General features: G+C 66.6%; 13 protein-coding genes. 7 read left to right on the top strand and 6 right to left on the bottom strand.

Features of this window, described 5'->3' with window-relative positions; genetic code table 11:
* Window positions 1–30: 30 nt before the first annotated feature.
* Window positions 31–810: a DUF6151 family protein gene (locus N2602_RS22045; protein ID WP_260379393.1), complete on the bottom strand. Its 780-nt coding sequence runs from the start codon at window positions 808–810 to the stop codon at window positions 31–33.
* A gap of 39 nt (window positions 811–849) precedes the next feature.
* Between N2602_RS22045 and N2602_RS22050 the strand changes: the two genes are divergently transcribed.
* Window positions 850–1,398 carry an RDD family protein gene (locus N2602_RS22050; protein WP_172783448.1) on the top strand — a complete coding sequence of 183 codons (549 nt, stop codon included), beginning with the start codon at window positions 850–852 and terminating at the stop codon, window positions 1,396–1,398.
* Between the two features lie 68 nt (window positions 1,399–1,466).
* Entirely contained in the window at window positions 1,467–2,243 is a 777-nt protein-coding gene (locus N2602_RS22055) for an arginyltransferase (protein WP_260379394.1), read from the top strand.
* Between the two features lie 145 nt (window positions 2,244–2,388).
* On the opposite strand, the gene N2602_RS22060 is transcribed toward N2602_RS22055, so the two are convergent.
* Window positions 2,389–3,741 carry an Nramp family divalent metal transporter gene (locus N2602_RS22060; RefSeq protein ID WP_260379396.1) on the bottom strand — a complete coding sequence of 451 codons (1,353 nt, stop codon included), beginning with the start codon at window positions 3,739–3,741 and terminating at the stop codon, window positions 2,389–2,391.
* 171 nt (window positions 3,742–3,912) lie between these two features.
* On the opposite strand from N2602_RS22060, the gene N2602_RS22065 reads away from it, so the two are divergent.
* The gene (locus tag N2602_RS22065) at window positions 3,913–5,157 is read left to right on the top strand and encodes an MFS transporter (RefSeq protein ID WP_172783445.1); all 1,245 of its coding nucleotides are present in this window, start codon (window positions 3,913–3,915) and stop codon (window positions 5,155–5,157) included.
* 114 nt (window positions 5,158–5,271) lie between these two features.
* Here N2602_RS22065 and N2602_RS22070 read toward each other — a convergent pair whose 3' ends face one another.
* Window positions 5,272–6,531, bottom strand: coding sequence for an adenylate/guanylate cyclase domain-containing protein (locus N2602_RS22070; protein ID WP_172783444.1), 1,260 nt, complete (start codon window positions 6,529–6,531; stop codon window positions 5,272–5,274).
* 178 nt (window positions 6,532–6,709) lie between these two features.
* Here N2602_RS22070 and N2602_RS22075 point away from each other — a divergent pair, with 178 nt between their 5' ends.
* On the top strand, window positions 6,710–7,867 hold the full coding sequence (locus N2602_RS22075) for an MFS transporter (protein WP_172783443.1): 1,158 nt from the start codon (window positions 6,710–6,712) through the stop codon (window positions 7,865–7,867).
* Window positions 7,868–7,898: 31 nt separating this feature from the next.
* The gene (locus N2602_RS22080; protein ID WP_260379397.1) at window positions 7,899–8,090 is read left to right on the top strand and encodes a hypothetical protein; all 192 of its coding nucleotides are present in this window, start codon (window positions 7,899–7,901) and stop codon (window positions 8,088–8,090) included.
* Here the strand turns inward: N2602_RS22080 and N2602_RS22085 are convergent.
* The 3 genes from N2602_RS22085 to dmeF form a co-directional block, all read right to left on the bottom strand.
* The gene (locus N2602_RS22085; protein WP_172783441.1) at window positions 8,087–8,965 is read right to left on the bottom strand and encodes a DMT family transporter; all 879 of its coding nucleotides are present in this window, start codon (window positions 8,963–8,965) and stop codon (window positions 8,087–8,089) included. The genes N2602_RS22080 and N2602_RS22085 overlap by 4 nt on opposite strands.
* A gap of 82 nt (window positions 8,966–9,047) precedes the next feature.
* Entirely contained in the window at window positions 9,048–9,878 is an 831-nt protein-coding gene (locus tag N2602_RS22090) for an N-acyl homoserine lactonase family protein (protein WP_172783440.1), read from the bottom strand.
* Between the two features lie 73 nt (window positions 9,879–9,951).
* Window positions 9,952–10,920: a CDF family Co(II)/Ni(II) efflux transporter DmeF gene (dmeF, locus tag N2602_RS22095; RefSeq protein ID WP_260379398.1), complete on the bottom strand. Its 969-nt coding sequence runs from the start codon at window positions 10,918–10,920 to the stop codon at window positions 9,952–9,954.
* Window positions 10,921–11,116: 196 nt separating this feature from the next.
* Here dmeF and N2602_RS22100 point away from each other — a divergent pair, with 196 nt between their 5' ends.
* Complete coding sequence (locus N2602_RS22100) at window positions 11,117–11,935, top strand: chromate resistance protein ChrB domain-containing protein (protein ID WP_172783438.1); 819 nt, start codon at window positions 11,117–11,119, stop codon at window positions 11,933–11,935.
* Window positions 11,935–13,320, top strand: a complete 1,386-nt coding sequence (gene chrA, locus N2602_RS22105; RefSeq protein ID WP_172783437.1) for a chromate efflux transporter — start codon at window positions 11,935–11,937, stop codon at window positions 13,318–13,320. The genes N2602_RS22100 and chrA overlap by 1 nt, the downstream gene beginning before the upstream one ends.
* The last annotated feature ends 59 nt before the right edge of the window (window positions 13,321–13,379 follow it).

The following is a 13,379-nucleotide window of genomic DNA, read 5'->3' on the forward strand; positions in this document are numbered from 1 at the left end:
AGAGTTACCCGCACCTTACCGCTGCAACACTCAACCCGCCGCTTGCGCGTTCGGCTGAGGCCCGCACAACGGACGCAGCGCCTCGCGCTGCTCGCGCGACAGCACGGTGATTGGATAGATCGGCTCGCGCGTCGCCCGCTTGAAGAACGGATGCGGCGATGCCTTCCCCCGCAGCTTCCATGCCAGCACCTTGCCGATGGCGCGCAGGATGAGAGAAAGATTAAGTCCCGTCGCGCCCGCTGGTGGCTCGCCGACCGCGTACTTGCCGAGAATGGCGCCGATCGGCGCTCCCGCGACTTCGTCGACCGCCGGCGTGCCACCCTCGAACGCCTGCGCGATGATGCCGACGAAGGGAATGCTCGGCGAAAGGGTGTTGCCGACCGGTGTGTTGCAGCAGCTTGCATACCATCGATAAAGGCCTTTCGGGGTCAGCCGCACCCCCGCGATCCGGTCCTGCCCCTGCACGAATGTAAGCGTCGATGGCGCGACCTGGACAATGTCGCTGCCGCCTTTCGCATTCAACAGATCGGCGCGACCGAGCTGGTGTGCAAAGGCCTGGCAGTCGTCGCAGTAGCAGACCACGCGATTGACGGTCTGCCGCGACACGCCCGTGACGACAGCGCAGACCCCGCCACAGCGGCAACGCAATTCGATCTGACGATCCATTGAAAATCGTTCCTGTGAGGGATCACCCCGCCCCAGCATGGTGCAAATCACGGACCGCGCAAGCGGCCACGGCCGCCGAATCGCCGGAATATTTTGCGGTGGTACTGGGCCGACAGCCTTGGCGTGCGGCCTGGCTGTTCCCATGTGCTGCGGTGAGATATCCAAAAGCGGAAGGGGAAGCTCGTGTCATATTCTGGTTCGCCAAATGACGGCGGCGCCTGGCGCAATGACGGCGCCATGCAACCGCACGCCTACGACCCCGACCTGCATCCGGACCTGTTCCGGGGCGTCGCGACGCGGCGGGTGTTCGCCTTCCTGATCGACATGGTCGTGATCTCGGTCCCGGTGATCCTCGGCTACATCTTCATCGCCTTGTTCGGCGTGGTCACCCTCGGCATCGGCTGGGCGCTGTTCTGGATCGCCTGGCCGGCCTCCGTGATCTGGGCCATCGTCTATTACGGCGCCAGCATCGGCGGTCCGTCCTCCGCCACGGTCGGCATGCGCCTGATGGACCTGGAGCTGCGTACCTGGTACGGCGCGCCTGGCTATTTCGTGCTCGGCGCCACCCATGCCGTGCTGTTCTGGGTGACGGTCTCGTTCCTGTCGCCATTCGTGGTGCTGGTCGGCCTGTTCAACGGCCGCCGTCGCCTGCTGCACGACTTCGTGCTGGGAACGGTCGTAATCAACAATTCGGTTCGCATACCCGCACCCCAGGCGGCGCGGACGTGGTGAGCTAATCGATTGACCGGGGGCTTCTGGAGCGCGATGCTGATGCCTGTTTTGGAGGCCCACGACGTCCCTTGACCCAGCACTCGCGCGACACCCCACAATTTTACCTCACGGCGCCCTCCCCCTGCCCGTATTTGCCGGGCCGGCATGAGCGCAAGGTGTTCACGCACCTCGTGGGGGACCGCGCCGGTGATCTCAACGACCTGCTGACCCATGGCGGCTTCCGCCGCAGCCAGTCGATCGCCTACCGGCCGGCCTGCGACCAGTGCCGGGCCTGCGTCTCGGTCCGGGTCCTCGCCAACGAGTTCCGCCCCTCGCGCAACTTCCGCAAGGTGATGGCCCGCAACGCCGACATCATCGGCGAGCAGCGCAGCGCAGTGCCGACCTCCGAGCAATATTCGGTGTTCCGCGCCTATCTCGACGCCCGCCACCGCCACGGCGGCATGGCCGACATGACCGTGCTCGACTACGCCATGATGGTCGAGGACAGCCATGTCGAGACCCGCATCATCGAATACCGCAAGCGCGGTCCCGACAGCGGCATCACCGGCCGCGGCGAGGAGCTGATCGCGGTAGCCCTCACGGACGTCCTCAGCGACGGCCTGTCGATGGTCTATTCGTTCTTCGATCCTGGCCAGGTCAGCCGCTCGATGGGCACCTTCATGATCCTCGACCACATCGCGCGCGCGCGACGTCAGGGCCTGCCTTACGTCTATCTCGGCTACTGGATCGAGGGCTCCAAGAAGATGGACTACAAGGCCCGCTTCCTGCCGCAGCAGCGCCTTGCCCCGTCAGGCTGGCTTCGGGTCGATGCTCAGGGCGATACGGCATCCGAGCCGCAGGACTAAGCTCAGCTAACGCGCACTCGCTCTCCGTCATGCCCCGCGAAGGCGGGGCATCCAGCACGCCGCAGCTTCTCGGTTCTATCGCAGGCCTCACGGAGTACTGGATCGCCCGCCTTCGCGGGCGATGACAGCAACGTGGCGGCGCCACTCAGCCGAACAGCGTATCGGCCAGCAGCTTCACGTTCAAAATCACGATAACGCCGGCGACGATCCAGGCGACCGCGGCGACCGATGTCGGTATCGCAAACTGGCCCATCTTGCGGCGGTCGGAGACGAAGCGGACCAGCGGGATCACCGCAAAAGGCAGCTGCATTGACAGCACGACCTGGCTGAACACCAGCAAATCCGCCGTGCCGCGCTCGCCATAGATCGCCGTGACGATGATCACGGGGACAATGGCAATGCCGCGCGTGAGCAGGCGGCGCGCCCAGCTGGGCAGGCGCAGGTTGAGAAAGCCCTCCATCACGATCTGGCCGGCGAGCGTCGCGGTGACCGTCGAATTGAGGCCCGAGGCGAGCAGCGCCACCGCGAATAGCGTCGAGGCGATGCCGAGCCCGAGCAACGGCGACAACAGCTCGAAGGCCTGTCCGATCTCGGCGACGTCGGAATGACCGTTTTTGTGGAAGGTCGCGGCGGCCACGACGAGGATCGCTGCGTTGATGAACAGCGCCAGCATCAGTGCGATAGTCGAGTCCGTCGTCGCCCATTTGATCGCTTCGCGCCGGCCGGTGTCGTTGCGCTCATAGGCGCGCGTCTGCACGATCGAGGAGTGCAGGTAGAGGTTATGCGGCATCACGGTGGCGCCGATGATGCCGATCGCGATGTAGAGCATGTCGGAATTGGTGAAGATCTCGCTCTTCGGCACGAAGCCGCGCAAGACCTCCGCCACCGGCGGAGCGGCCGCCGCGATCTGAACCACGAAGCAGACCGCGATCACCGCCAGCAGCGCGATGACGAAAGCCTCCAGGAAGCGGAAACCACGGTTCATCAGCAGCAGCAGGAGGAAAGCGTCGAGGGCTGCGAGCAATGCGCCGCCGATCAGCGGAATGCCGAACAGCAGCTTCAGCGCGATCGCCGTGCCGATCACCTCGGCGAGATCGCAGGCGATGATCGCCGCCTCGCAGGCGAGCCAGAGCAGGAAGTTCACCGCCGGCGAATAGGTGGCGCGGCAGGCCTGGGCGAGATCGCGGTCGGTGACAATGCCGAGCCGCGCCGCCAGCGACTGGAGCAGGATCGCCATCAAATTCGAGAGCAGGATGACGGAGAGCAGCGTGTAGCCGAACTTCGACCCGCCGGCGAGGTCGGTCGCCCAATTGCCGGGGTCCATGTAGCCGACCGAGACGAGGTAGCCCGGCCCGACGAAGGCCAGCAGCCGCCGCCACCATCGGCCCGCGGCGGGAATGGCGACCGTGGAATTGACCTCAGCGAGGCTCTTGGTGGTGGGCGCATCAGTGCGCCAGCCGGCGACGTCAGGCGTCATGTGGGGTGATCGGGCATCCATATCGGCAGAATACCCAACTTCGTTCTTATTGCAACTCATTTGCAACTGCATCTAGCGGCAAACGTTACCGCCTCGGACCCGTGGGAAATCGCCTCTTGTCGGGAAGCGGGTGGGTTTGGTGGTCGTCGGGGGCCAACATTGGCGCAAATTCGCCCTAGCAGGATATGCGCCATGTCAACGCCGCCTCGCCTCCCTGACACCTTCAACCGCCTTGCCTGGTCCAATCTCGCGGCGCAGTCGGCCGAGCAGATTGCGCTCGCGGCGGCGCCCATCGTGGCCGTGCTGACGCTGGGAGTAGCCGAAGGGCAGACCGGCCTGCTCCAGACCGCGCTCACCCTGCCCTTCGTCCTGTTCGCCATCCCCGCCGGCGTGCTCGCCGACCGCATCTCCCGCCGCAGGCTGATGGCGAGCGCCGAGGCGCTGCGGGCCGTGGCGCTCGCAACCGTCGTGCTCCTGCTCGCGCTGGGGGCGCTCAATCTGCCGCTGCTGGCCCTGCTCGGCTTCGCCGCCGTGTGCGGCACCGTCGTCTACAGCGTGGCGGCGCCGGCGCTGGTGCCGTCGCTGGTGAGCTCCGACCTGCTGCCGGCAGCGAATGCGCGCATCGAGCTGGCGCGCACCATCGCCTTCGCCAGCGGCCCCGCACTCGGCGGTGCGCTGGTGGGATGGTGGGGCGCGAGCCCGGCGTTCGGCTTTGCCGCGGCGCTCTCGGCCATTGCCGTCGTGCTGCTGTCCGGCATCTACGAGCCCGCGCGTGCGCCGGCGCCGCGGCGGCATCCGCTCCAGGACGTCCGCGAAGGCGCGGCCTTCGTGTTTCACCATCCGCTGCTGCGACCGGTGTTCATCACCCAGTTCATCTTCAACACCGGCTGGTTCCTGCAGATCGCGGTGTTCGTGCCCTACGCCGTGCGCCATCTCGGCCTGAGCGCTGCTGGTGTCGGCACGGTGCTGACGATGTACGGCGTCGGCATGGTGATCGGCGCGCTCCTTGCCACGCGCGTGATGCAGCGCATCGCCTTTGGCACCGTGGTCGGGCTCGGCCCCGTCACCGGCTTCGTCGCCGCCCTGGTGATGGCATCGACGGTGCTGTTCCCCTCGCCCTGGCTCGCGGGCTTGAGCTTCTTCCTGCTCGGCGTCGGCCCGATCCTGTGGGTGATCTCGACCACGACGCTGCGCCAGTCCGTGACGCCGCCGCGCCTGCTCGGCCGCGTCTCCGCCATCAACATCATGAGCTACGGCGCCCGCCCGCTCGGCTCGGCGCTGGGCGCGATCGTCGGCGGCTTCTGGAGCGCGGAAGCGTGCCTCTATCTCGCCGCCGCCGTGTTCGGCGTGCAGGCGCTGGTGATCCTGCTGTCACCGGCGGTGGGACTGGACCGGCAGCCGGCCATGGTGGGAGATGAAGCGGCGGCGCGGTGTTAGCCACAGCCGTCGTTGCGAAGAGCGTAGCGACGAAGCAATGCAGGGTCCTCCGTCGGACGAATCTGGATTGCTTCGCTGCGCTCGGAATGACGGCGTATGTTGAGACCGCGGAGACTAACCCGCCAGATAGCGCTCGTAACTTCCCCTCACCGGCTCGCTCGCATCGACTTCCGGATCAAGCGTATAGAGATCCTGCGCGCGGCCGATGCCGCGCAGCGCGTAGCGGCCGGTGGAGACGAGGTAGCGGCGACCGGCGGCGTCGAGGCCCTTGTAGAACTCCGACGAAGCCAGCAGCTCGCGATCGACAGAGCGGCTCATCGAAGCGATGCGGCTGACCTCGTTGACGGTCGGGCCGACCACGGTGAAATCAAGCCGGTCCTCGCTGCCGATATTGCCGTAGAAGACCTCGCCGACATGCAGGCCGATATAGGCCGACGTGGTCGGACGGCCCTCCGCTGCCCGCCGCTCGTTCAGCGCGGCGACGTTCTTGCGGAACAGGTGCTCGGCGCGGAGCGCCGCACGCCGCGCATCCGCCATGTCCTCGCCCCAGAACATCGCGAGCACGCCGTCGCCGATCAGCTTCAGCACGTCGCCGCCGGCTTCGTGAATCGGATCGATCACGGCCTGCGCATAGTCGTTGAGGAATGGAATGATCTCGTCGGGCCCGATGCTCTCGCTGATCCCCGTCGAGCCGCGCAAATCCGAATACCACAGCACGGCGTTGATGCGCTCGGTGACGCCGCGCGAGATGCGCCCGCGCAGCACCTGCTCGGAGGCGTCACGGCCGAGATAGACCCGGCCGAGCGTGCGCGCGATGTCGACCTGCTGCGCTGACTTGATCGCAAGCCCCAGCACCGGAACCAGATCGCGCAGCGCTTCCAGCTCCAGTCCGGAGAAACCGCTCTCGCGGCGGGTGGTCCAGCAGGAATAGAGGCAATCCATCAGGCCGAGCGCGCCGTTCTCGCCGAAGCGGTGGACGAAGGCGAGATAGTGCTTGTGGCCCTTCTCGGCGAGCTCGCCGATCTGCGAGAAATCCATCGACGGCGCATCGGCGAGATCGATCACCATCTCGTCGTCGCCATTCTCGAGCATGTGGAAGAACACCGAGCGGCGCCAGCTCTTGGCGGCGTCGCCGTCTGCGGTCGAGCCGTATTCGAAGGCATCGCTCTCGTTGCTGGGACGATCGCTCCAGCGGAAGCCGCGGCCCTCATAGATCGGATGCAGCGTGTCGATGACGACGAGGCCACGCGACAGTTCCAGCCCCTCGGCGCAGCAGCGCTCGCAGAAGCCGCGGAGCAGTTCATTTTCAGGCAGGCCCGTGAGCCCCTGGCCGGTCAGCCAGTTCATCAGCGAAAGGCGCGAGGTCAATTGCATGCGCCATTATGGCGTGCATTCGTGACGGGCGAAAGGCGCAAGCCACGCGTAAGCCGAGCGCGAGGTTCCCCCTCCCGCGCAGGTCGAATATGCCGCAGCCCCGGTTGACGCACTCGCCGCGCGGGCGGCAAATGCTCATGATGATGACGTTGCCGGCCAGAATCGGAAGCATGCGCAGATGAGCCAGCGCCAGCTTCCGATCATCCTGGCGCTCGGCACCACGCAGACCCTGGCCTGGGCCTCCAGCTATTATCTGCCGGCGCTGCTCGCCGACCCCATGGGGCGCGATCTCGGTGTCTCCTCCAACTGGATCTTCGGCGCGTTCTCGGCCGCGCTGGTGATCTCCGCGATGCTCGGCCCGCGCATCGGACGGCAGATCGATCTCGTCGGCGGCCGTCAGGTGCTGTCGGCCTCCAACCTGACCATTGCCGCCGGCCTCGTGCTGCTCGGCCTCTCGCAGTCCGTGACGGTGATGGCGATCGCCTGGCTGGTGCTCGGCATCGGCATGGCGATGGGCCTCTACGATGCCGCCTTCGCCGCTCTGGGGCGCATCTACGGCACCGAGGCGCGCCGGTCGATCACCGGCATCACGCTGATGGCGGGCTTCGCCTCCACCGTCGGCTGGCCGCTCACCGCCTGGGGCCTCGCCCATATCGGCTGGCGCGAGACCTGTTTTGCCTGGGCCGCTGCCAACATTCTGATCGGCCTGCCGCTCAACTTCTTCATGCTGCCGGCGATCAAGGGCGCCAAGCAGGCGGCGGCCACGGCCGAGAAGCCGCATGTGCCGCTCGACCGCACCATGATCTTGCTTGCCTTCATCTTCGCGGCGGTCTGGACCGTCACCGGCGCGATGGCCGCGCATTTCCCGCGCATCCTGGAGACGACGGGGGCCACGCCGGCCGAGGCGATCGCGGCCGGCGCATTGATCGGCCCGGCGCAAGTCGGTGCCCGCATGCTGGAAGCCGGCTTTCTCAGCCGCTTCCATCCGCTGTGGTCGACGCGGCTCGCCTGCCTCACCCACCCGGTCGGTGCCGTGATCGTCGCGATCTTCGGCGGCGCTGCGGCGAGCGCGTTCGCGTTGTTCCACGGCTCCGGCAACGGCATTCTGACCATCGCGCGCGGCACGCTGCCGCTGTCGATCTTCGGCCCGAAGGATTTCGGCTACCGCCTCGGCATCATCGGCGCACCGGCACGGATGGCGCAGGCGGTGGCGCCGCTCGCCTTCGGCCTGCTCATCGACCTCATGGGCGCCAAGGTGCTGATCGTCTCATCCGCGCTCAGCCTCTCAGCACTGGCAGCGCTGTTCCTGATCCGCGCCGGCCGGCGGCCGGATTGACCGCACCAATGGTTTCGCGCACAAGCGGTCCATGAGCGACGACAACAGCCCGCCACGCACCTTCAAGGGCCTCTTGCGCTGGGCGACCACGCCGCCACAGGCCTGGGGCGTCTATCTGCTCGCCGTCCTGCTGGTCTGGCTGCTCTCGTTCTACGCCGGCACGCTGAAGCCGAAGAAGACGCCGGAGACGAGCCCGCCGATGGCGACCGCGCCGAAGAGCTAGGCCGGCTTCGCTTCGCTGGTCGCAATCCAGATCCCCGCGAACACCGCAACCAGCCCGATCAAGAGGTTTGCCGTGATCGGCTCGCCGATCAGCAGCGCGGCCAGCACTGTGGCGGCGATCGGATTGACCGTCATGGTGTTGGCGACCCGGGTCGGCGTCGCCCGCGCCAGCGCCATGACCCAGAGGATGAAGGCGAGCGCGCCGCCGCCGGCGCCGAGATAGATGCCGGCCATCCACTGCCCCGTGGTGAAATGATCGAGCGCCGCAAAGCTGCCCTTCACGAAACCCGCTAGCACCAGCACCGCAGCGCCCGAGCCCATGCCGACCGTGAGGAAGCCGAGCGCGCTGGAACGCTGCATCAAAGGGCGCGACAGTACATTGTAGAACGCCATGCAGAACACGGCCGCGGTCATGATCAGCTCGCCGCGCCACGCGCCCGGCGGACTTTGCGCGAGGCCCGCGGCGAGCGCCGCCGCGACGCCGAGCACGGCGATGCCCACGCCCGTCATCTTCCGCACCGTCAATTGCTCCACGCCGAGGATTGCGCCAACCACCATGGTGTGGAGCGGCAGCGTCGCCAGCGCGAGACTTGCGCGCGCCGCCGTCGTGTAGGACACCGCGATATTGTAGAGGATGAAGAACAGGCCGAAGAAGCAGATGCCGAGCAGCATGACTGCCGGCCAGTCGGATCGCTGCGGCCAGCGCACGCGAAGCAGCAGCGCGCATGGCAGCAGGCAGAGGAAGCCGATCCCCCAGCGCAGGATCGCCAGCAGAACCGGATCGGCCCCGCCGACGAGATAGCGGGTGATCGCCGCCGCGGTGCCCCCTAAGCTGCTCGAGACAAGCGCGATCGCAACCCCGAGCCACTCCCCCACGCATCGTCTCCCATTCCGGAGCTTTTGCGGGCAGTTAACACACCCCTGCTGCCACCGATGCGGCAACAGCAGCGCCCGAGCGCTAGTCGTAAAACTCCGGCGCCATCTTCTGGCTGTCGCGCTGGGCCTTGTCGTGGTTGATCCAGAGCTGCGCCTTCTCCTTGGCCAGCGTGTCGGCGATCTTCTGCATCGAGGCCGCGCTCTGGTCCTTGTCGACGTTCATGCTGGGCACGCGGCGGTTGTCCCAATTATCCCTGAAATGCACGGCATCGCCCGACAGCACCACCGCGCCGGTCTTCGGCAATTTCACCAATAGCGACTGGTGCCCGGGAGTGTGGCCGGGCGTCGACAGGATGGTCACGCTGCCGTCGCCAAAGACATCCTTGTCGCCCGTGAGCAGCTCGGCCGGGTGCGAGGGCTTGAAGCGCGGCGTGTTGTTGGCGCCGGGCCAATCATATTCCGCCTTCTGTACGTAGAGCACAGCCTGCGGGAACAGCTCGACATTGCCGGTATGGTCGGGATGCGTGTGCGAGACCGCCATGGCCTTGACGTCGTCGGGCTTGATGCCGAGCTGCTCGAGCTGGGCTGCAAGGGTCTTCGGCCGGCGCCAGGTGACGGCCTTGGGATCGGCCGGTACCAGGCCGTTCGGCATGGCCGCGACGGCATCGGCGATGCCGGTGTCCCACAGGAACCAGCCCTTGGCGTGCTTGATCAGATAGCAGGTGTCGACGAAGTCCATCGCCTTGCCTTCGTTCAGGCCGGGCGTCCAGCGCGAGATGTCACCCGCGGTGCCCTCCCCGCAATTGAGCACGTAGAGTTTCTCGACGCCGGTCTTGTCCGATTGCGCCAGCGCCGCAGGGTTTGATAGCGCCAGTGCAGCCATGGCAAGAGCGAGCCTGGTCATGCGCATCATCGGTCCTCCCATACTGCCATGCTGGCTGCGATCGAGTATCAACCCCGGCTGCGCAGCAGAATTCCGGCCCCTGTCAATGCGGACAGGTCTCGACCTCGACCGTGACGTGGCTGAGTCCCTTCAACCCCGCCAGCCGCCGCTTGTAGATGGCCGGCTGCTTCGGCTTGTCCGACACGACCGAGAGCAGCACGGCGCAGTGGCCGGGTCCGACCTGCCAGAGATGCAGGTCGGTGACGCGATCCTCGCCGACCTCCATGCGGGCGCGGATCACCCGCTCCAGCTTCTCGTCGGCGCGCGCGTCGAGCAGCACCGCACCGGATGACTTGATCAGGCCGAATGCCCAGCTTCCGATCACAATGCTGCCGATCAGGCCCACCGCCGGATCGGCCCAGACCCAGCCCGAATACATGGCGACGGCAAGCGCAGCGATCGCCAGCACGGACGTTGCGGCATCCGTCATGACATGGACGTAAGCCGCGCGGAGATTGTTGTCGTGGTGATGATGATGATGGTGGTGATCATGGTCGTGGCCATGATCGTCGTGGTCATCATGCGCATGGCCATGACCGTGATGGTGATGATCGTGGCTGTCGCGCAGCAGCCAAACACTGGCGAGGTTGACGCACAGCCCGAGAGCGGCCACCGCGATCGCCTCACCATAGACGATCGGCACCGGGTTGATCAGCCGCAGCACGCTCTCGCAGGCGATCTCGACCGCGATCAGGCCCAGGATGATCGCGCTGGCGAAGGCGGCAAGATCGCCGAACTTGCCGGTGCCGAAGGTGAAATGCGCATTGCCCAGATGCCGCCGCGCGAAGCGATAGGCGAAGGCGGCAATGCCGAGCGCCGCCGCATGCGTGCCCATGTGCCAGCCGTCGGCGAGCAGCGCCATCGAACCGAACAGCGAGCCGGCGACGATCTCGCCGACCATCATGACCAACGTCAGCACCACCACGAACCAGGTGCGCCGCTCGTTCTCGTCGTGCTTCTCGCCCAGGAAGGCGTGGTCATGGGTCCATTGTTCGATGGAATGGGAATGCATCGAATTCTCCAGAAAATTCAGGTCCGTTGGCCTGCAATATAGACGGCAGGCAGCAATTTTCTAAGGTCCAATCGTCCCGCGGATTGACAGTGCTTCTTAGTTTCGCTGTAATCTGTGCCATGGGGATTTGAGCGATCTCCCCACGAGGCGACAGGCCCAAGCATCGCGTCCCGTTTAGTTCTTGCGAGGACGCATCATGTCTACATTCACGACCATATCATCCGACAAAATGGCACGCCTGATCGGCACGGCGAACGCGCCTGTTCTGATCGATGTGCGCACCGAGCAGGATTTTGCCGCCGACCGGCGGCTGATTCCCGGCTCCCTCAAGCTCAGCCACGACAACGTGACGGACTGGGGCGGCGCCTTCGCCGGCCGCCGCGCCGTGGTCTCCTGCCTCCGCGGCGAGAAGCTCGCGCAAGGCACCGCGGCCTGGTTGCGCCAGCTCGGCGCGCAGGCCGAGACGCTGGAGGGCGGCTTCGAGGGCTGGAAGGCCGCCAAGCTGCCGCTGGTCGACGCCCGCAAGCTGCCGCCGCGCGATGCCAAGGGGCGCACCGTCTGGGTGACGCGGGCGCGGCCGAAAGTCGACCGCATCGCCTGCCCGTGGCTGATCCGCCGCTTCGTCGATCCGGGCGCAGTGTTCCTCTATGTCGCGCCGTCCGAGGTGGTCGCCGTCGGCGAGCGCTTTGGCGCAGCGCCCTTCGACATCGAGAACGTGTTCTGGAGCCACCGCGGCGAGCTCTGCACCTTCGACGTGATGATCGAGGAGTTCGGCATCGCGACGCCGCCCCTGCTGCGCCTCGCGACGCTGGTGCGCGGCGCCGACACCGCGCGACCCGACCTGGCGCCAGAGGCGCCCGGCCTGCTCGCAGCCTCGCTCGGGCTGTCGCGCATGTATGACGACGACCTCGAGCAGCTCGAGGCCGGCATGCTGCTCTATGATGCCTTCTACCGCTGGTGCCGCGACGCCACCACCGAGACGCACAACTGGCCGACCAACAAGGTGAAGGCGTAATGGACGTTCGCGCCGATCAAACGGGAGCTGATGCCGGTCACGGCATCAGCTTCAACGAAGCGTTTCGCGTCTGGCTTCGTGTCGCCTGCCTGAGCTTTGGCGGGCCCGCGGGCCAGATCGCGGTGATGCACCGCATCCTGGTCGAGGAGAAGAAATGGATCTCCGAGGGCAGGTTCCTGCACGCGCTGAACTACTGCATGCTGCTGCCGGGACCTGAGGCACAGCAGCTCGCGACCTATGTCGGCTGGCTGATGCATCGTACCGCCGGCGGGCTGATGGCGGGCGGACTGTTCATCCTGCCCGGCATCATCGCCATCATGGGCCTCAGCTACATCTATGCCGCCTTCGGCAATGTCAGCTTCGTCGAGGCGCTGTTCTTCGGGCTCAAGGCCGCCGTGCTCGCCATCGTCGTCGAGGCCGTGGTCCGCGTCGGCAAGCGCGCGCTGAAGAACCGCATCATGGTCGCGCTCGCGGCCGCGGCCTTCGTCGCGATCTTCTTCTTCGCGGTGCCCTTCCCGATCATCATCATCGCCGCCGGCCTCATCGGCTATGCCGGCGCCCGAAGCGGCCGTCCGGAATTCGCGCCGGCCGGCCACGGTCATGGCGGCAGCGGCGCCGCGATCGACAGCATGCTCGGCGAGGCCGCGCCCGATCACATCCGCCCCAACACCGCGCGCACGATCCGCGTCGGTGCAGTATGGCTGGCGCTTTGGCTGGTGCCGGTTATCGCGCTGCTCGTCGCCTTCGGCCAGGCCAACGTGTTCAGCCAGATCGCGCTGTTCTTCTCGAAAATGGCGCTGGTGACGTTCGGCGGCGCCTACGCCGTGCTGGCCTATGTCGCCCAGCAGGCGGTCGAGCATTATCATTGGCTGAAGCCGCACGAGATGCTCGACGGTCTCGGCATGGCCGAGACCACCCCCGGCCCGCTGATCATGGTGCTGCAATTCGTGGGCTTCATGGCGGCCTATCGCGACCCGGGCGGACTGTCGCCGATGCTGGCGGCAACCTACGGCGGCCTGCTCGCGACCTGGGTCACCTTCACGCCCTGCTTCCTCTGGATCTTCGTCGGCGCGCCCTATATCGAGCGCCTGCGTGGCAACACCGGCCTCGCCGGCGCGCTCAGCGCGATTACAGCTGCCGTGGTCGGCGTGATCCTCAACCTCTCGATCTGGTTCGCGCTGCACACCCTGTTCCGCGAGACCGTGCCGGTGCATGCGTTTCCGCTGAACTTCGACATGCCGGTGCTGAGAAGCGTCGATGTGCCGGCGCTGGTGCTGGCAATCGCGGCGGCCACCGCGATCTTCCGCTTCAAGCTCGGCATGCTGACGGTGCTCGCGGGCAGCTGCGCGGCGGGCGTGGCGCTGCGGCTAGCGGGAGTCATCTGATGCCAGGGATGTGACCAATCGTGAGGCCAGAATGGGTTGGAACGCCGCGGCCGAACGCC

This window comes from Bradyrhizobium sp. NC92 (genome assembly GCF_025200865.1).
In the GTDB taxonomy this organism is placed as follows: domain Bacteria; phylum Pseudomonadota; class Alphaproteobacteria; order Rhizobiales; family Xanthobacteraceae; genus Bradyrhizobium.

Coding starts and splice junctions, on each gene's coding strand:
- N2602_RS22045 (WP_260379393.1), bottom strand. CDS start 810: ATGGGAACAGCCAGGCCGCACGCCAAGGCTGTCGGCCCAGTACCACCG.
- N2602_RS22060 (WP_260379396.1), bottom strand. CDS start 3,741: ATGGATGCCCGATCACCCCACATGACGCCTGACGTCGCCGGCTGGCGC.
- N2602_RS22065 (WP_172783445.1), top strand. CDS start 3,913: ATGTCAACGCCGCCTCGCCTCCCTGACACCTTCAACCGCCTTGCCTGG.
- N2602_RS22070 (WP_172783444.1), bottom strand. CDS start 6,531: ATGCAATTGACCTCGCGCCTTTCGCTGATGAACTGGCTGACCGGCCAG.
- N2602_RS22075 (WP_172783443.1), top strand. CDS start 6,710: ATGAGCCAGCGCCAGCTTCCGATCATCCTGGCGCTCGGCACCACGCAG.
- N2602_RS22080 (WP_260379397.1), top strand. CDS start 7,899: ATGAGCGACGACAACAGCCCGCCACGCACCTTCAAGGGCCTCTTGCGC.
- N2602_RS22090 (WP_172783440.1), bottom strand. CDS start 9,878: ATGATGCGCATGACCAGGCTCGCTCTTGCCATGGCTGCACTGGCGCTA.
- dmeF (WP_260379398.1), bottom strand. CDS start 10,920: ATGCATTCCCATTCCATCGAACAATGGACCCATGACCACGCCTTCCTG.
- N2602_RS22100 (WP_172783438.1), top strand. CDS start 11,117: ATGTCTACATTCACGACCATATCATCCGACAAAATGGCACGCCTGATC.
- chrA (WP_172783437.1), top strand. CDS start 11,935: ATGGACGTTCGCGCCGATCAAACGGGAGCTGATGCCGGTCACGGCATC.